The sequence below is a fragment of the Actinocorallia sp. B10E7 genome (assembly GCF_039871655.1).
Lineage (GTDB): Bacteria > Actinomycetota > Actinomycetes > Streptosporangiales > Streptosporangiaceae > Actinocorallia.
The window spans coordinates 107,885-125,196 of sequence record NZ_JBDPLZ010000014.1 but is presented as its reverse complement, the minus strand read 5'-3'; the positions used below and the strand labels follow the sequence as shown (position 1 = coordinate 125,196).

The following is a 17,312-nucleotide window of genomic DNA, read 5'->3' as shown; positions in this document are numbered from 1 at the left end:
GGTGTCATATTGCTTGACATCGCGTCAAGAGTCTGAGCAGCAAGTATCCGGAGCGATCAGTGAGGGTGGAACGCGACCGCCGTGCTTTAAGCTGGCGGGCATGGCGACACTTCGTGAGGCACAGAAGGAGATGACGCGAAAGCTCCTGCTCGACTCCGGTCTGGACCTGTTCGTGTCGAAGGGCTACGCGTCGACGAAGGTCGACGACATCGCGTCGGCGGCGGGGACGACGCGGGTGACCTTCTACGCGTACTTCCCCTCCAAGGTCGACCTGATGAAGGCCCTCATCTCGGAGCGGCTCAACGCCGCGCTCGACCGGATCCCCTCCGCTGAGCGCGGGTCGACCGAGCGCGAGCTGGTCGCCGTGGTCGAGGACGGCTCGCGGGAGCGGATCCGCGCGTGGCTCGCGTCGACCTCGCAACGATGGGACGTGATCCGCCCCTACACCACGACCGCCTCAGAGGCCGCGGCCGTCGACCCCGAGATCCGCGCGCTCCTCGACGAGTGGCTGAACGAGGCCATCGGCGACATCAAGGACGGGCTCGACCGCGCCGACCGGTTCCCGGCCGGCACCCGCCACTTCCGCGGCGTCATCGCCATCACCGAGCTCGACCACGTCGCGCGCCACTGGACACCGGGAACCTGGGGCGTCGGACGCGACGAGATGCTGGACGTCCTCACAGAGAGCTGGGTCGGCTCGATCGGCCGCCACTGAGCGCCGAGCCGCGGATGGTCGGGTTCGCAGCCCCCACGACGTCAACGAGCCGCTAGAAGTGCAGTAGCGCGGCGCGGTCGCCGAGCGGGATGATGTCGTTGACGAAGTGGCCGGTCGTGGCGGTCAGCCGGCGGGTGGTCACGAGACGGCCGGTCCAGGCGTCGATGATCTGCCGGTGGTGATGCCCTCGGGGCACAGGTGAACCGGCCCCGACAATCCCTCCTCTGATGGGGTTCGTGCGGCGATATTCATAGATCCTCCCGCTATGGAGCGGTCGAGCGTGCAGAACACGCTGAATCTGGAGCCTCCAAAGATCGGAGGCATCACCCGTTTCCTGGTGTGGTGCGCCGGCGTGGACCGCACCGAGGTGCCGACTCGCGCGGAGGCCATGCGGTATTCCGGTCTCGGTGCGCTCGTCATCGTCGTGGCCCTGGTGGGCACGGCGACGTTCACGGGATTCGTCTGCGTGGTCATGGGCCGGTTCGCCTGGCCGGTACTCCTCATCGGCCTCTTCTGGGGTCTGGTCATCCTGTCGGTCGACCGGATGATCCTGCTGGAACCCGTGTACAGGGAACGCCAGGTCAAGGGCGTCCTGACGGAGTTCCGCCAGGACGCACCCGGCGGCGGAGGCGAGGAAGAGGACGACCGGGAGGGCGGGGACGAGTGGAGGCTCTCGGTCGAAACGCTGGGCGTCCCGGAGGAGAAGGGGCGGTTCAAGCCCGGACGCTGGCTGGCCTATCTCGTCCGTCTCGCCATCGCCTTCGTGCTTGCTTTCCTCGTCGCGGAGACCGCGATCCTGCTGCTCTTCCAGCAGGAGATCAAGGCGACTCTGCCGACCCTCCACCGCGAGGCGTTCGACAAGGAGGTCGCCGTCTACGTGCAGCAGCAGAAGGACAACGGCAGGAAGACGCTCGAGGACCGGATAACGACGCTGACCGAAGACAGAAGGCAGCTGAAAGAAGACGCCGAGGAGACGCAGGATCTCATGGCCAAGGAGAAGAACGGAGAAGGCGGAGATCGCACCACCGGACTGGGAGGTTATGGCGGGCAGTGGAGGGCCCTCAAGGAGAAGCACGACGGGCTCCTTGAGGACATCGACGAGAAGAACAAGGCGATCGACACCGAGCGCAAGAACCTGAAGAAGTTCGACGAGCGCATCGATCTCATCGCCGCCTATGACGACAAAGAGATCGGCAAGACCCCGGCCCTGGTCGAGGCGAAGAACGAGATCTACGGCAACCAGGGCTTCAGCGAGCAGCAGCGTGCCTTTCACCGCTACCTCGACGCGCACCCCGACGACGTCATCGCCGCCGCCGGCCCCTGGGCCATCCGGATCCTCCTGATCGCGATCGACCTGCTTCCCCTCTCCCAGAAGCTGCGCAACAAGGACACCGGCTACACCCGCCGCATCAGCACCCAGGCGCTCCTGCTGCGCGCCAGGGAGGCGCACACGGCGCAGCGCGAGCTCCGCGAGGAGGACCGCCGGGCGTGGCTGCGCGACCTGCGCCGCCGCCACGACAACGAGGTCGAGCGGCGACGGGCGGCGTGGCGGGAGCGCTGGCGGATGAACCACATGCGGGAAGAGTGAGGAGAGAGACCCATGGACTCCTATGAGAGGCTCCGCCGGATCCACCTCGAGGCAAAGCTGGCGCTGGACCGGTTGGCGGCGCTCACGGCGCCGCGGGACAAGGCGTCCGCCGAGGCCGTGCGCGTCGTCCTCGACCTCACGACGGCGCTGGCCGAGCGCGCGGCAGCGCCACCGATGGTCGGCCTGGTCGGCGAGATGTCGGCGGGCAAGTCCCGCCTGCTGTCGACGCTGCTGGGCGTGGAGGGCCTGCTGAAGCAGTCGGCGGAGCCCACGACGGGCAACATCACGGCCGTCCACGCGCGTCCCGCCGCAACCGGCGAGAGACCCGGTCTGAAGACGGCCTCGGTGAGCTTCCTCTCGCCCCGAGAGCTGGACGCCTCCATCGAGACATTGCTCGCACGCCTCAAGCACCAGCTGCAGGAGGACAACCTGAGCGCGGTCTACCCGCTCCCCGTTCCCGAGGGCTACAACCCTCGCACCGATGGCTGGGAGGTGCTGGAGGACGCCGCCCGCAAGTGGTGGTCGCCTGCCGCGAACGCCGGGGTCCGCCAGGCGGTCTGGCAGCTCCTCCAGATCCGGGACGCCCTGGACGCCGCCTCCGGTCTGCTTGCCGCGGACGCGCCGGGCCCCCGGCACCCGCTCCAGCTCGACCAGATCGAGCACGCCGTCGTGATCAGCGACTCCCGCAGACCACCCGAGGCGTTCCCCGAGCGCAGGATCGGCCCGAAGATCACGGCTGCGTCTGTGCTGGACGAGGAGGCACTCCGTACGGCGTTCTGCCTGATCCACAGGATCACGTTGACGGTCGCCGTCGACTCGGAGGTCTGGGACCTGGCCGATGCAGTGGGCCCGCAGGGCGTGGTCTTCCTCGATTTCCCCGGCCTGAACGCCTTCGGCGCGGACCGCGACGAGGTGCTGTGCCGTCGCGAGATCGGCAGCCTGACGAGCTTCGTCCAGGTCATCGACTCCGGCAAGCCCGAGACGTCGATCATCGCGAAGTTCGCGGGACTCCTGGAGGGCGGCCGCCACTCGTCCACCGCCCTGGCCGAGTCGGTGCTGATCGCCGCGAACAAGTTCGACCTGGTCGAGCCTGTCGTTCCGGACGGCATCGCCGTCACGCTCGGCGACCTGCGCCGCCGCTCGGACTCTCTGAACACACTCCTGCGCACCCTGGAGCAGCTCGGGGGCGGGTCGTTCGGGCGGGTCGTGCTCACCACCGCCGATCCGGACAGGCCGCGGGCCGGCTGGCTGAGCGCCGAGGGCGCGCTGCGGAGCACCGACCAGCCAGCGGCGCGGCTGCTCGGCGACTACATGCGGGACGGCGGGATCCAGGCGCTGCGCGACCGGCTCGCCGCCCATCTGCGCGACGAGGCGCTGGAGATCGAGCTTCAGGTGCTCGCCGGGATGCGGGCGCACTTGAAGCGGGAGTGGGCGCGGCTGCGCCGCACACTGTTCCCCCAGGCCGCCCCGGCGGCCGACGACGACCAGCGCGAGGACCTCACCGCAATCGTCCAGGACCTGTACAGGGCGCTCGACGACCTCCGCGCGATCCATCGGGCCCTCACCGACCCGGACGGCCTGCGGATGCGCAGCCTGGACCTGGTGGAGCCGCAGGTCGGCCTGCTGGAGCGTATCCGGCAGCACGCCGTGCTGCACGTGTACGGGTGGGATCTGTGGCGTCCGCTGATCGACCGCATCTCCTCCGGCACGATCAACCCGGCCACGCCGCAGAAGAACGGCTTCCGCAGCGGTTTCGACGACGAGGAGAACGACGACTGGGGCTGGAACCCCCGGGAGCAGATCGTGTTCGCCGACACCACGGACGTGTTCCGCGAGCCGTTCGCCCTCGCCTTGGGCAGGCTCCGCGAGAAATCCGCCGAGCTGGTCGTCGAGGCGTTGGAGATGGTCTTCGAGGATCACTCGCGGTATCGCGAGCAGGCCGGGAGGCGGCTCGCCTCACCGGATGGCCGCGCTCTGCTGGCCGAACGGCTCGCCGTCCTGGAGAACGACGACGGCGCTGCGCGGCTGCGTGTGGTGGAGCGGATCCCGGATCCGACCTGGATCACCACCAGGCTGAAGAAGCTGCTGGACGCCGCGTTCGACGCCCCTTTCGCCGACCCCTATCCGTTCACCGAGGACCAGGTCCTCCCCTGGCACCAGGACGTCGGCAAGCCCTTGGACGGCGCGCTCCAGGGCGGCGAGTCGACGCTGTCCGATGTCGAGTTGCGAGACCTGCGGCACCACAGCGCGCTGCACCGGCTCCGGTTCGGCCTGGCCGAGGCGCTGGCCCGTCCGGTCGTCGAGACGGTCGCGAGATGCTTCACCGAGCTGAACCCCTGGCTGGAGGAGCGGATCGTCTTCCTGCGCTCCGCCGTGCCCAGGGTCGGGTCGCTGAGCGCGGGCCGGCCGGGAGGCCAGGGCGAGGACCTGCTCGGCGACCCCTTCGATCCCGACGAGTGAGGGCAGGGAACATGACAGAGAACCCCGAGGCGTACGGCGGCGCGGCAGGGACGGACGAGACCGCCGAGCAGGTCGGTACGCTCAACGTCGTCGCGATCGACCACGGCTCGACCGCTTCCACCGCCACCTTGTTCGCCCAAGAGAAGATCCAGCTCCGGGCGTTCGACCCCTACCAGGCGACCGCGTTGCGGAACGAGCTGGTGAAGGCGCTCAAGGAGCAGTGGCCGTCGCGGCGCCACGAGTACCTCGCGAAGGTGCTGGAGGCGATCGACGAGGAGGACCCGGACTTCCGCGGATACGACGACGAACCTCGAGACGATCTCGGTCGGCTGATCGAGCGGCTCATCGGGGCCGACCCCGCACCGCTCACCGATTCCAAGAAACTGAAGTTCCTGGACGTCGCATGGAAGACGCTCGCCCAGTTCGTTGACCTGCACGACGACCTGGAAGACTGGGGCCGTCTGCATCTCCACCACCTGGCGGGGAAGGCCTTCGACACCCCCGCGTTCTTCCACCACTCGCTGCACAAGGTCGAACTGGCCAAACGGCGGACGATCCTGCCGAGCATCCTCCTCGTCAAGGGCAAGGACCTGGACGGGGCGCGGCTCACGGACGCGATGCCCGTTCCCCAAGCGGAGGTCTCCTACATCCGCAACGCCAAGCGGCAGCTGCTGCGTGCCGGCTCCGACCCCGTCGCCGAGCGGGTCATCCGCCAGATCTACCGGGATCTGCGCGAGCGCGTGCACGACTTCGCCGACGCGTCTCCCGAGACCTTCGGCAAACGCGCCGACCGGGTGGTCGTCACCTATCCGACGACCACCCCACCGAACGTCCGGGAACGGCTGCGGGAGATCGTCCGCGATGCCGGGTTCCGGCTGCCCAATCTGCGGTTCGACGAGGGCGTCGCCGCCGTCATGTTCACCATCATGCGGGAGCTGGGCGGCGATACCGGGCTGGGCGCCGAGCTCTTCCGGGCGCGTTGCCGCCGGGTCGACGCGACCACCTGGCGGCGCAACGTCCTGGTCATCGATATCGGTGGCGGCACCACCGATGTCTGCCTGACGGCGCTGGAGCTGCGCGACCTGACCCCGCACCTGGAACGGCGGCTGAACCTCACCGCGGACGATAAGCCCCGCAGGCGCGGCCACGCCTACCACCTGTCGCCCCGCGTCCTGGGCTCGACCGGCCACGCTCAGTACGGCGGCGACCTGCTCACCCTGCGGATTTTCTACTGGATCAAGGCGGTGCTCGTCGACGCGCTGCACGCCGAGGGCGAGCTCCCCGAACATCTGGTGAAGAGCTGGCCGCTGCGCGGGCAGGGGCAGCTCGCCCCGCGCGTCGCCGACCACGGGGAGGTCGATCCCGCCCCGGCCGTGCTCGCGGCCTACCTGCGCAGGGCGATTCCCACCGCGACCCCCCGGCAGGAGGGCGAGGGCCCGGCGGGGGAGGGCGTCTACAGCGTCCCGCTCACTGCCGCCTTCGAGCGCCTGTGGGCCCTGGCCGAGGAGGCCAAGGAGGAACTGGCGGCACTCGAAGAACACGAACACTCCTGGCCACTCCCCCTGGACAAGATCCAGAAGCTGACCGAGGACCTGACCGACAAGGACTTGGGGAACGCGCTGCGGCACCTCGGCGAGGACCGGCTCGTCCTGGAGCGGAGGGACTTCCTGCGGCTCGCCCGGGCGATCGTCGGACGCTCGGTGGCGCTCGGCGTCGACCTCGCCCTCCGGCGGCTGCGGACCGAGCCGGGCGAGCCGTTGGACGGGGTCGCGCTCACCGGGCGGGCGACCGGCATGCCGCTCGTCCGCGACCTGGTGCTGGAGCAGCTCACCAGGGCGTTCTCCACCGGATCCGGCCGCACCGTCGGGTGGAACCCCGCGACGGTCGCCTTCGAGCAGGACCAGCCGAAGGAGGCCGCGTCGATCGGTGCCTGCTGGGCGCAGGTCCTGGCCGAGCGCAACGTTTCGGCCGAGAACCTGCTGAAGGACGGGGACGGCAAGATCGCCAAAGGCCAGAACGTCCTGATCGTCGACGTCGACAACCTGATGCTGAACGTGCCGGCCGACTTCCGCCGGGGCGGGGACAGCGTCGGCAACCTGCGGCTCATCGACCACGGCACCCCGCTGGCGCTGAGCGACGAGCGGGGCGGGCGGTCGGCCCGCAGCGCCTGGCTGCCCGCGCCGGTCGACATCACGGTCCGCCGGCATCTGGACGAGCGGCTGAGCATCGAGTGGGGGCGGTACAACCTGGAGGAGTGCCACGGACTGACCCACGCGGGCTCGTTGTTCCACCAGGTGGCACTCGACGAGCACCTGAACCCGCTGCTCCACCTGTCCACCCGGGAGCGTCCCGCGTACGTGCTGGAGGACACGACGGTGCCGCTGCGCGACCTGCTGCCGGCGACGGCGTTCGAGAACGGACGGCTGAAGTCGTTCCCCTACGACCTCCAGGTGCGCTCCACGGACCCGTACACGGGGCTGGCGCGCTGGGAGACCGTCTTCCCCGCCCGCGCCGACCTGTCCGACGACTGGTTCCCGGACACCTGCGTGACGCTGGACGACTCCGCGCCGACCGGTCTCCGCCTCGCCGAGAAGCGCCTCCCGGACGCCAAGCCGATCGAACCCGAACACGTCGGGCACCCGGATCCGGAGGCGCTGGGCATTCCCGGCTTCGTGTTCCGGTTCCTGGCGGCGGACGGCTCGATGCACGGGAGGCCCTTCTCCGTCGAGGCTCCGGTGCTGCCTGACGAGGAGGATCAGCCGGTCACCGAGCCCGGAGGCGACAGGAGGATCGTCCCCGCGGTCTGCTGGGCCGACCTCGACATGGTCGGCGACCTGCACATCTCGCCCGGTCACCCGCGCTACCAGGAGGCCGGCTCGTTCAACGAGATGCTCTCCGAACCGGGCGGCGTCTTCATCACCCGCATGAGCCCGCCGCAGTCCGACTGGCAATCCGACTGGGACCCGTTCACCGGCGAGCACTGAGGAGGGCCACGACATGAGCACTCTGGAAGACCTGATCACCGCGGCGCTCGCTCACGACGACGACCGGGCGCTGTGGTGGGAGCTCAACGCCTTCGCCAAGGGGCTGTACGAGCTGGCGGAACGCCGCAGCTCCGGCGGCGCCGAGGCCACCGGCCGCCTCGCGGACGGCCTCCGCCGGGTCGTGGCCGAGTACGTGGCCGGCATGCCCGTCCCATCGGACGCCCCGGAGCCGCCCGCCGCGCAGGTCGCGGACGGACAGGCCTCGGAAGAGCCCGTCACGGATGATCGGGCCGCAGGCGAATCGGCCGTCTCGGAGAAGAGCGGAGAGGAGCCGGCCTTCACCGAGACGTCCCGGCCGACCGTCGCCGCAGATCCGCTCGGCAGGCTGCGGACCGAGCTCGGCACCGTCTCCCGGGGCCTCGTCCGCTCTACCGCCGCCGATCCCGCGCGGGTGTGGGAGCACCTGCACGCGGCGTGCTGGTGGGTGGAGGAGGAGACCGCCCGCAGGTGCCTGGGCCTGCTCCACGAGCAGGTCTCCCCGGAGACGGGCGGGGAGTGGTTGGTCACCCCGCATCCGGGACTCGGCGTCGAGGGGGTCTCCCTGGGCCAGGCGCTCAGACCCGATGCGATCCTCGGGCTCAACGAACTCGACAGGTACGTCTCGCGCGACGACTGGGAGACGCGGCTCGCGGGCCTGCTGGACGCCGTCGGGCTCGCCTGGACCCTCAGCGGCCTCGGCGAGGGGCTCTTCTACCTGAAGGGCAAGGACATCGCCCCGATCGACGTCGCGGACTACCGCGAGCGCCTGCTCGGCAGGGTCGGTTTCCTCGCCAGGCAGACCGGGGCCGCGCTGAAGGAGAGGGACCCCGCGAAGATGATCCCCGCGCTGGTCAACCTGGACGAGGCGCTGCGGCTGTTCTTCCCCTATCCCTTCCCCGCGGAGCGCAGCCCCTGGTCCGCCCGCCTTCGGGAATCCCACCGGCTCGTCGCCGCCGAGATCGGTCAGGCGTACCCGGACGCGGACCCCCTGTTGATCACACCGGGCAGGTCCGTCGCCGAGTACGAGGAGAGCGGCTACCTGTCGAAGGACGATGAGTTCCCCCTCCAGGAGGAGGGACGCGGCGCGGACGACGAGTCGAACGGCCACGTGCTGTGGCCCCTGCGCGTCGGGTACCTGCCGGCCGCCAAGCGGCCGGTCACGGCCGCGGTCATCTCCCGGCACTGGCAGGGGCGGGAGCCGCTGCCCCGAAGGGATCTGCTCGCGTGAAGACACCGGAGGCGGGGCGGATCACCGCTCGGCCTCCGGTCTCCGCGTCAGGACGAGGGGCCGTGGCGAGGCTTCAGAGATAGTCGTCGTGGTCGGAGCCGTGCGGCTCATGGTCGTGGTGGGGGTCGTCGTACACCGGCTGGTAGTCGGCGGTCGCTTCCAGATCTGTCACGACCGTCTCGTGTGGGGTGCGCTCGGGTTGCGCTGAGAAGGCGTCGGCCGACTCCTCCTCGTCCTCTTCGGGGAGCAGCGCGTCGGCCATCAGGTAGCCCGTGTGGAGCACGGTGACGGCGCTGCTCGCCGCGACCAGCGCGTTGAACACCTGCTGCGTCCGTCGTTCCGAGGCGCTGCGCAGATCGATCGGCGGCGGCTCGTAGACGGGGACACGGGGGTTGTTGCGACCCCGTCCGGCGGCGCCGACCCAGCCGACGGCGTGGAACTGTTTCTCCGGACGACGGATGACGAGCTGCTCGTACACGCCCTCGCCGACGCCCTGCTGGAACACGTCGCGGTGCAGGTCGTCGCTCATCACGGTCACCAGATCCGACTCCTCCGAGTCGGCCAGCACGCGCTTGACCTGCGGATCGTCCAGCAGATAGCAGGCTAGGACCACCGACTGGCCCTGGAAGCCGGACGGCTGTCGCTCGACCATCCCCTGCGCGAGAGCGCTGCGCAGCCGCATCCGCCCTCCGGCACCCGGTGTGCGGTTGACCTCGTGCAGTACGTCCCGCAGCCCGGACACGAGCGTCGTCACCACCCGGTCGTGGGCGATTCCGGCCGGCAGGACGAAGAGGATGCCGTCGCCGCGCTCCTGCCGGTCGCAGCGATGCGCGACCCCGGCCATGATCAGGGTTTGCGTGGTCACCCAGTGCAGGCGCCGCTGCAGGTCGTTCTGCCCGTCGCGGTCGCGGCGCCCGTATCCCTCGACGTCGACGACCCAGGTGAGCCGGTGTACCGCCGTCATCGTCCGACCCTTCCGTCCGCAGGAGGTTTCGCTCCATCTTCGCGTCAGACCACCGCCTCAATCTCCTCGTATAAGGGAATCTGCCCGGCATCTCGCACCTACTGTCAGCACACCGCCCGAGAACGAGCGAAAACGGGGGTTCCGATGTCCGGACCGACCTGGGATGACGGCGAACTGACCGAAGAGGACGTGATCGAGTCCTCCGACCACACCGGCTACACGTCTCCGTTCGACTTCGACCACGGTGTGAACGGCCATGAGCCGGACGACTACCACCATGACGACGACCACGACGACGAGTACTGATGGAGAGGTCGCAGCGGGTCCGGCTGCTCGGCGAGTGCGAGCGGATCGCCGCGGCCGGGGGCCTTTCGCGGCTGAAGGCCGCGGCCGCCGGCGCGATCACGCGGCTGGACCAGCCGATGCGGCTCGCGGTGGTCGGCCAGATCAAACGCGGTAAGTCGACGCTGGTGAACGCGCTGCTCGGCACCGAGGTCGCCGCGACGGGCCAGCTGGAGCTGACATTCACCGTCAACGAGTTCCACCACGCGCCGACCGAGACCCTGCGCATCCAGTTGGACGACGGGACCGTCCAAGAGCTGCCTCCGGGGGAGCTGCGGGAGGTGTCGGCACGGGACGCCGAAGACGGGGCCCGGCTGCGGCGCATCCGGAAGGTCGAGTTCGGGCTGCCGAACGAGCTGCTGCGGACGTTCCGCCTGGTCGACACGCCCGGCCTCGGCAGCGTCCACGGCAAGGACTCCGAGAACACCGCCGACTACCTGGGCATCAGCGGCTTCGTGTCGGCCGCGGAGCAGGCCGGGCTCCTCGACGTGCTGAAGGGCATGGGCCGGACCGCCGCGGACGTCGCCGCCGACAGCGCCGCCGAACTCGACCGGGCTGACGCGATCCTCTACCTGTTCAGCCGGGCCATGCACGAACGCGACCACACCGCGATCGAGCAGTTCGTCGGCTCTGCGGGCGGGGCGGTCACCCCGTTGAAGGCGTTCGGCGTGCTGAGCCGCTGCGACCAGTACTGGCCCCCGGCCGAGGACCTGCCGGGAGCGCCCGACCCGGTCACCTACGACCCGATGGAGGTCGGCCGCCGGCTGGCGGACGAGTACCTGGAGCGTCCCGAGACCCGACGGCTCTTCTTCACCGTCGTGCCGGTCGCCGGCCTGGTGGGGGTGGGCGCGCAGGCCCTCGGCGAGGAGGAGTTCGAATGGCTGGCGGACCTGGCGAAGGCACCGCCGGGTCGGCTCGTGTCGCGGCTGTCGGACGCCGGGCTGTTCGCCAACCGCGACGACCTCACGGCGGCGGGGATCACCCTGCCGAAGGAGCGGCGCCGGGCGCTCGTCGGCCGGATCGGAGTCTGGGGAATCCATCTGGCCACCGGCTACCTGCGGGACGGGCTGGCGCCCGGGCAGGTGCGGGAACGGCTGCTGGAGGACAGCGGTGTGGCCAGGCTGCGCTCCCTGGCGGTCGGCCACTTCGGGAACCGGGCCTCGCTCATCAAGCTGGGGAGCGGCCTCGACAGGCTGACCGCCGCGATCACGGCCGAGCGCCTGGCCGCGAGGCGGGCGGAGGGCCGCCCCGCACCGGCGGTCGCCGAGGTCGCGGCGCTGGTCGAGCGGATCCGCACCGCGGAGCCGGGCTTCGCCGAGCTCGGCATCCTCGCCGAGTACTACAACGGCGAGCTCACGTTCACCGCGGACGAGGTGGAGGAGCTGCTCCGGGTCACCGGAGAGCACGGGGTCGGCCTCGCCACCCGGCTGGGTCTGTCCGGCACGGCGTCGCCGGCGGATCTGGTGGCCGCCGCCGACGCCCGCATCAAGGCCTGGGCGGTCCGCAGCCAGGATCCCCTGCTCGAGCGGCGCATGGCCGACGCCGCCCGCCGGATCCTGCGCACCTACGACCGGCTCGCCCACCGGGCCGAACAGGCGCGTGTCCTTCTCGAAACCGACCATGACCCGGAGTTCGAATGATCCTCGACCGGACGGTGCGCCTCCTGGGCCTGGTCCGCCTCCTCCTCGTCCGCGTCTTCACCGGCCGCGCCAGAGCCGATACCGTCCGTCTCCTCGCCGAATCCGAACGCGCCCGCACCGAGATCGAGATCCGTCTCGCCGAGTCCGAGCAGGCCCGTGAGGAGGTCGAGCACCGGCTCGCCGAAGCGCGGGAGCGGCTCGCGGCGACGGCGGTGGAGAACACGTCGCTCCGGGCCGGGCTCAACCGGGTGACCGGGGAGCCGAACGGGGGAGCGAGAAGCTCCCCGCCGCCCCGGGACGGGGTCGGCGGGTCGGAGCAGCCGCCGGTCGTGGTGCATGAGCTGATCATGCTGTCGGACCGGCTGCTCGACCTCGACGACGCGGACGCCGGCCGGCTCGAGGGACTGGTGCCGTGGCTGGCCGAGAGGACCGCCGTGATGCTCGGACGGTGCGAGGCGGTGCGCCTGGACGAGCGAGGCGCGGTGGACCTGACACGGCACGAGGTCGTGGGGAGCCGACCCGCTCCCAGCGGGGAGCTGGCCGGCCACATCGCGGTGACGGTCCGGCCCGGTTACACCTGGCGGGGCCTGCTCGTTCGGCCCCAGCAAGTCATCGCCTACCTGGAGGAGATGCCATGAACATCCTGGAGAGACTGCGCGCCGACGTCCTTTCCCTCTTTCCCGAGGTGGAAGCCGAACTGGACCCCCAGGTCGCGCGCGCCCGAGGCCGACTGCTGCAGGAGAGCCGGGAGCGGCTCGCGCTGGGCCGGTACCACGTGGTCGTCTGTGGCGAGTTCCGGCGCGGCAAGTCGAGCCTCCTCAACGCTCTCGTCGACCGCCCCGGCCTGTTCCCGGTGGACGTCGCCGTCACCACGTCGGCGGTGACGACGCTGCGGTACGCCGAGGAAGAACACGCGGTGGTCTACTTCACCGACGCCCAGACGGAGGAGATACCGCAGTCGGCCGCCGCCGAGTACGTGACGGAGCAGCAGAACAAGAACAACGTCAAGAACGTCGAGCGGATCGAGATGGCCGCGCCCATTCCGCAGCTGAAGTCGGGACTGGTGCTCGTCGACACGCCGGGCGTCGGCAGCCTCAACGTCGCGCACACCGCCGCGACCCGGGCGTTCCTCCCGAACGCCGACGCGATCCTCTTCGTCGCGATGGTGACAGAACCGCTCGGCACGGTCGAGCTGGAGTTCCTCAAGACAGCGCTGGAGCACTGCCCGATCGTCGTCACCGCCATCACGATGATCGACCGGGAGCCGAATCCGGCCCCGATGATCGAGCAGGCCCGCGCCAGGATCGCCGAGGCCACCGGCCGGGCCGCGGACGACCTGGTGATCGTCGGGGTCTCGTCGCTCCGCAAACGGGCGGCGGTCCTGAACGACGATCCGATCAGCCTGGAGGAGTCGGGCTTCCCCGAACTGGAGCGGGCGCTGTGGCACGGCATCACGATCACCTGCGGCCGGGCCCAGTTGGAGCGGGGCCTGGACGCGATCGAGGAGGCGCTGACCGAGACGGCCGCCCCGGTCGCCAACGCGCTCGCCGCGCTCAACGACGACGACTCCCTCCACAGAATCGACGCCGAGATCCGTGCGGCTCAGGAAGCGGCGAAGGCGAACTCCGCCAAGAACAGCCGCTGGAGAGGCAAACTCCACGCCGATCTGGAGTTGAAGGCCCGTCCGATCCGCAACGACCTGCGCCGTGACTTCGACATGATCGCCGACGAGTTCCGTGCCGCCCTCAGATCGCCCCGCGCCCTGTCCGATCCCGACAGCCTGGTGCGCGAGGTCGCCGACGGCCTCGTCGACGCCGCGCAGCGCGCCACCCGGCGTCTGCTGGAGCGCGTCGAGCAGCTCGCCGCCGAGTACTCGGTGATGACCTCCACGCCCGTCCTCGCCGGGGACGTCTCCGCCGGCGGCTCGCCGGTCCCGGTCACGCCGGACATCCGGATGCCCGTCTCGGAGGAGCGCAAGAGCGCGAAGTGGGGCAGGTTCCGCTCGGTGTGGGGCGGCGGGGTCGCGGGCGCCGGCGCCGGGGCGCTGATCGGTTTCGGGGTGGGGCTGGCAGTTCCGGTCATCGGCCCGTTCATCGGTCCGGTGGTCGGGTCGGTCATCGGCCAGATCGTCGGCTGGTTCGCCGGCAACCGCGAGGCCAGGCAGCGGGAGGACGAGAGGGCCAGGCGCGAGTACCTGGCGCGGTTGCAGACCGACGTCACCACGATGATCAGCCGGACCACGCGGCAGATCGAGCAGGATCTCACCCACCGGCTCGTCGACTGCGAACGCGCCATGGTCTCGGCGCTGGAGGAGCAGATCGACGCCCAGTCCCAGTCCCAGCAGGAGACGATCAGGGAACTGAACCGGGTGAAGCGGCAGACCGCCCTGGAGCGGGAGGAACGCGCCGCCGAACTCAAGATCCGGGCCGACCGGTACACCGCGCTCTTCACCCGAATCAACGCGCTGCGCCGGAGGGCCGAAGGGCTGGGCGGGACCGCGCAGGGGGACATGTGACCGGCGAGATCGGCTACGGCATCGACTTCGGTACGTCGAACTCGACGCTCGTCATCGCGCACGCCGACGGCACGTTCCAGCTCGTCCGGGATCCGGCCTCCCCGCTCGGGGCGGTGTCGGTGCCGAGCACGGTGTGCGTGCTGAAGGACGGCCGGATCGCCGTGGGGCACGCCGCGCAGAACGCCAAGCTGTGGCGCCCGTGGGCGTTCCGCGCGGAGTTCAAGCGGGACTTCGGGGTCCGGGACCGGGCGCGGCTCGGTGATCGGGCACTGCGCCCCGACGAGCTGGCGGCCGAGGTACTGCGCTTCCTGCGGGAGCGCGCGGCCGAGCAGGCTGCGGGCGAGCCCGCCCAGGTCGTGATCACCGTGCCGGCCGCCTGGGAGGCGGGCAAGCACGCGCTGATGCGCGAGGCTGCGGCCGCGGCCGGATTCGATCCCGCCGTGGTGCGGCTCGTTCCGGAGCCGGTCGCGGCGCTGGCCCAGGCGTTCGGTACGGCCTCCGGTACCGTACTGGTCTACGACCTGGGCGGCGGCACGTTCGACTGCGCGCTCGCGCACGGCGACGCTCGCGGCCACGAGGTGCTCGGCGCGGCCGGCGGCCTCGGTGATCTCGGCGGCACCGAGTTCGACCGGATCGTCCTGCGCCTGCTGGCAGCCCAGGCGGAGCCCGCGGCCAGGGACGAGCTGTTCGGCGCGGACGCGGCCGGCTCCGTCGAACTCCTGGGCCGCAGGCTGCGGCTGGGCGACACGGCGGAGCAGGTCAAGTGCCAGCTGTCGGCCGTCGAGGTGCACGAGGCCCTGGTCAGCGAGTTCGTCCCGCCGGTCATGGCCGAGCTGACCCGTGCGGCGCTGGAGGAGGCGCTGCGTCCGGTGCTGGCCGAAACCCTCGCCGAATGCGACCGCCTCCTGGCGGCCAACGGCCTGTCATGGCCGGAGGTCGATCGGATCATCCCGGTCGGGGGCAGTTGCCGCGTCCCTCTGGTCTCCCGCATGCTCGCCGAGCACACAGGCCGCCCTGTCATACCCGTCAACGAGCCGGAACTGGCCATCGCCCGTGGCGCGGCCGTCCTCGCCGCGGCGGGTCCGCCGAAGACGCGTTCCACGCGACCACGCCCCGCGGCACGTCCTGCGCAGCCGCGGGGCGGCTCGGGAAAGGGGACGGCCGCAGGGCAGGGAAGCAGAGCGCGGGGGCGGGGTGGCGGCATCCTCTCTCCGCGGTCTTCGGACAGGGCCTCCAGCGGCCCGGTGACCAAGGTGTCGATCACCCGCGAGCATGCGATGAACGGCGCGTACGGTGCGATGGTCGTGCTGGTGGACGGCCAGGTGAGGGCCCGGCTGGCGAATCGGGAGAGCACCACGTTCGAGATCCCCGGTGGGACGCATGAGATCGAGTGCCGCCAGTCCGGGGAGCGCAGCAACGTCATCACGGTGCACGCGGCCGGCGGCGAGTTGCGGCTGGTCTGCCGGTTCAAGGAACTGCCCTCGTCTTCCAGGGTCGCGGAGAAGATCTTTCTCGGCGCGGGTTAGGGGTGCTCCCAGAGGCCGACGATCGCCCGGTCCATGCGCTCCAGTTGGTCGCGCAGGCCGAGCTGCCAGAGAAAGTGCGCCAGCGACGGCGCGCCTTTGCTCCAGTGCTCGGTCAGCGCCGATCGCGTGGTGTCCCGTTCGAGGAACTCAGCGGCGGTGCCCGAGCAGAGCAGCAGCACGTCTCCGGGCTCCGACTCGACGAACGCGTACGCCGGGGGGCCGGAGCTCTCGGGAAGCAGTGTCGGCCTTTCGCCGTCCCCGGCCCGGAACTCGGTCGTCCACCGGCCGTCCGGCGTGATGCGCACCAGCGCGCCCGCACCGACCCCGGCCACGAGATGCCGCCTCCGCCCGGCGTCACCGAGCCGGGTGAGCAGGAAAGAGACCTCGGTCGCGATGTGCGACGGACGCAGCGACCGCTCCTTCGCCACCTGGTTGAGCGGCCCGTTCAGAGAGGTCACCGCACCGGCCAGCAGCTCGGCCAGCTCGGCCGACGGGGCGCCCGCCGCCGCGTTCCGCCATGCCAGGTCGAGTGCGGCGGCCCGATCGGCGAGCTTGTCCGGCAGACTCCGGCAGGCCTGGACGGCCCCGAGCTGCCCGGAGGTCGCGCGGCCGGCCAGGCCCGCCGCCACGCATGTCACGAGAGTGGGCGGGTTCGTCTTCGTCAGCACGCTCATGCCGACGGTCTGCTTGCGGACGAATCCATTGTTCCGCCCGAGTTCCCCGCGGACCGCGCCGGCCCGTACGGTGAGGCTCCCGAACCGGGCCCCGTCGACGACGCTGTCCGGCAGGGTGTCAGGCGCGTCCGGCAGCGCCTGCGGGTCGCCGAGCCGCTCCAGCGCGTCAGGTGGCAGCGGCGGCTCGGACTCCCGCAGGTGCGTGCGGACCAGTTCGTTCTGGAGTTGCTGCCGTTCGGCCTCGGCGTGCTGCAATGTCCTCTGGAGCATCTGGGCCTCGGCGCGGGCTTGCTGCAGCTCGCCCAAGAGTTGCTGCCGTTCGGCCTCGGCGTGCTGCAGCGTCTCCCTGAGCAGCCGTGTCTCGTCGCGGGCCTGCCGCAGTTCTCCCTGGATCCGCTGCCACTCGCCGTCGGTGGGGCCCGCCGTCCAGGTCTGCCGTGGTAGCTGCTGCTGCTGCCACTCGAGCTCCCGCACTCGGCGCCGCAACCGTCTCAGCGTGGTCAGCGCGCGCAGCCACAGCGCGGTGACCAGCAGCACGGCGACCGCCGCCACAACAATCGGCATGATGTTCTGCGTCGTCATTCCGGTGCCTCTCACCTGTCGGGCCGGTGATGATCGCGTTCAGTGAATCCCAGGG

At 70.7% G+C, this 17,312-nt stretch carries 13 protein-coding genes; 10 read left to right on the top strand and 3 right to left on the bottom strand.

What is annotated here, in order from left to right:
- The first annotated feature begins 100 nt into the window (after positions 1–100).
- Positions 101–715, top strand: a complete 615-nt coding sequence (locus tag ABGB12_RS32285) for a TetR/AcrR family transcriptional regulator (RefSeq protein WP_347683856.1) — start codon at positions 101–103, stop codon at positions 713–715.
- A 52-nt stretch (positions 716–767) separates the two neighbouring features.
- On the opposite strand, the gene ABGB12_RS32280 is transcribed toward ABGB12_RS32285, so the two are convergent.
- Positions 768–911 (bottom strand): hypothetical protein, encoded by a 144-nt coding sequence (locus ABGB12_RS32280; protein WP_347683854.1) that lies wholly within the window; start codon positions 909–911, stop codon positions 768–770.
- An 84-nt stretch (positions 912–995) separates the two neighbouring features.
- Here ABGB12_RS32280 and ABGB12_RS32275 point away from each other — a divergent pair, with 84 nt between their 5' ends.
- Genes ABGB12_RS32275 through ABGB12_RS32260 form a run of 4 tightly spaced genes read left to right on the top strand, consistent with a single transcriptional unit; the run spans position 996 to position 9,014 of the window.
- The gene (locus tag ABGB12_RS32275) at positions 996–2,303 is read left to right on the top strand and encodes a DUF4407 domain-containing protein (protein ID WP_347683852.1); all 1,308 of its coding nucleotides are present in this window, start codon (positions 996–998) and stop codon (positions 2,301–2,303) included.
- A gap of 12 nt (positions 2,304–2,315) precedes the next feature.
- Positions 2,316–4,763: a hypothetical protein gene (locus tag ABGB12_RS32270; protein WP_347683850.1), complete on the top strand. Its 2,448-nt coding sequence runs from the start codon at positions 2,316–2,318 to the stop codon at positions 4,761–4,763.
- A gap of 11 nt (positions 4,764–4,774) precedes the next feature.
- The gene (locus tag ABGB12_RS32265) at positions 4,775–7,747 is read left to right on the top strand and encodes a hypothetical protein (RefSeq protein ID WP_347683848.1); all 2,973 of its coding nucleotides are present in this window, start codon (positions 4,775–4,777) and stop codon (positions 7,745–7,747) included.
- Positions 7,748–7,760: 13 nt separating this feature from the next.
- Positions 7,761–9,014, top strand: a complete 1,254-nt coding sequence (locus ABGB12_RS32260) for a hypothetical protein (RefSeq protein ID WP_347683846.1) — start codon at positions 7,761–7,763, stop codon at positions 9,012–9,014.
- A gap of 73 nt (positions 9,015–9,087) precedes the next feature.
- Here the strand turns inward: ABGB12_RS32260 and ABGB12_RS32255 are convergent, their stop codons facing one another.
- Positions 9,088–9,978 carry a hypothetical protein gene (locus ABGB12_RS32255; RefSeq protein WP_347683844.1) on the bottom strand — a complete coding sequence of 297 codons (891 nt, stop codon included), beginning with the start codon at positions 9,976–9,978 and terminating at the stop codon, positions 9,088–9,090.
- A gap of 144 nt (positions 9,979–10,122) precedes the next feature.
- Between ABGB12_RS32255 and ABGB12_RS32250 the strand changes: the two genes are divergently transcribed.
- From ABGB12_RS32250 to ABGB12_RS32230, 5 genes are read left to right on the top strand one after another with little or no spacing between them, the layout of a single operon-like run.
- A complete protein-coding gene (locus ABGB12_RS32250; protein ID WP_347683842.1) occupies positions 10,123–10,284 on the top strand; it encodes a hypothetical protein in 162 nt (53 codons plus the stop codon).
- Complete coding sequence (locus tag ABGB12_RS32245; RefSeq protein ID WP_347683841.1) at positions 10,284–11,960, top strand: dynamin family protein; 1,677 nt, start codon at positions 10,284–10,286, stop codon at positions 11,958–11,960. The genes ABGB12_RS32250 and ABGB12_RS32245 overlap by 1 nt, the downstream gene beginning before the upstream one ends.
- Positions 11,957–12,598: a hypothetical protein gene (locus tag ABGB12_RS32240; RefSeq protein ID WP_347683839.1), complete on the top strand. Its 642-nt coding sequence runs from the start codon at positions 11,957–11,959 to the stop codon at positions 12,596–12,598. Before ABGB12_RS32245 ends, ABGB12_RS32240 begins: the two co-directional genes overlap by 4 nt.
- Positions 12,595–14,475 carry a dynamin family protein gene (locus ABGB12_RS32235; protein WP_347683837.1) on the top strand — a complete coding sequence of 627 codons (1,881 nt, stop codon included), beginning with the start codon at positions 12,595–12,597 and terminating at the stop codon, positions 14,473–14,475. The genes ABGB12_RS32240 and ABGB12_RS32235 overlap by 4 nt, the downstream gene beginning before the upstream one ends.
- Entirely contained in the window at positions 14,472–16,001 is a 1,530-nt protein-coding gene (locus ABGB12_RS32230; RefSeq protein WP_347683835.1) for an Hsp70 family protein, read from the top strand. Before ABGB12_RS32235 ends, ABGB12_RS32230 begins: the two co-directional genes overlap by 4 nt.
- On the opposite strand, the gene ABGB12_RS32225 is transcribed toward ABGB12_RS32230, so the two are convergent.
- On the bottom strand, positions 15,998–17,257 hold the full coding sequence (locus ABGB12_RS32225) for a hypothetical protein (protein ID WP_347683833.1): 1,260 nt from the start codon (positions 17,255–17,257) through the stop codon (positions 15,998–16,000). The two genes, ABGB12_RS32230 and ABGB12_RS32225, sit on opposite strands and share 4 nt — an antisense overlap.
- Positions 17,258–17,312: the final 55 nt, after the last annotated feature.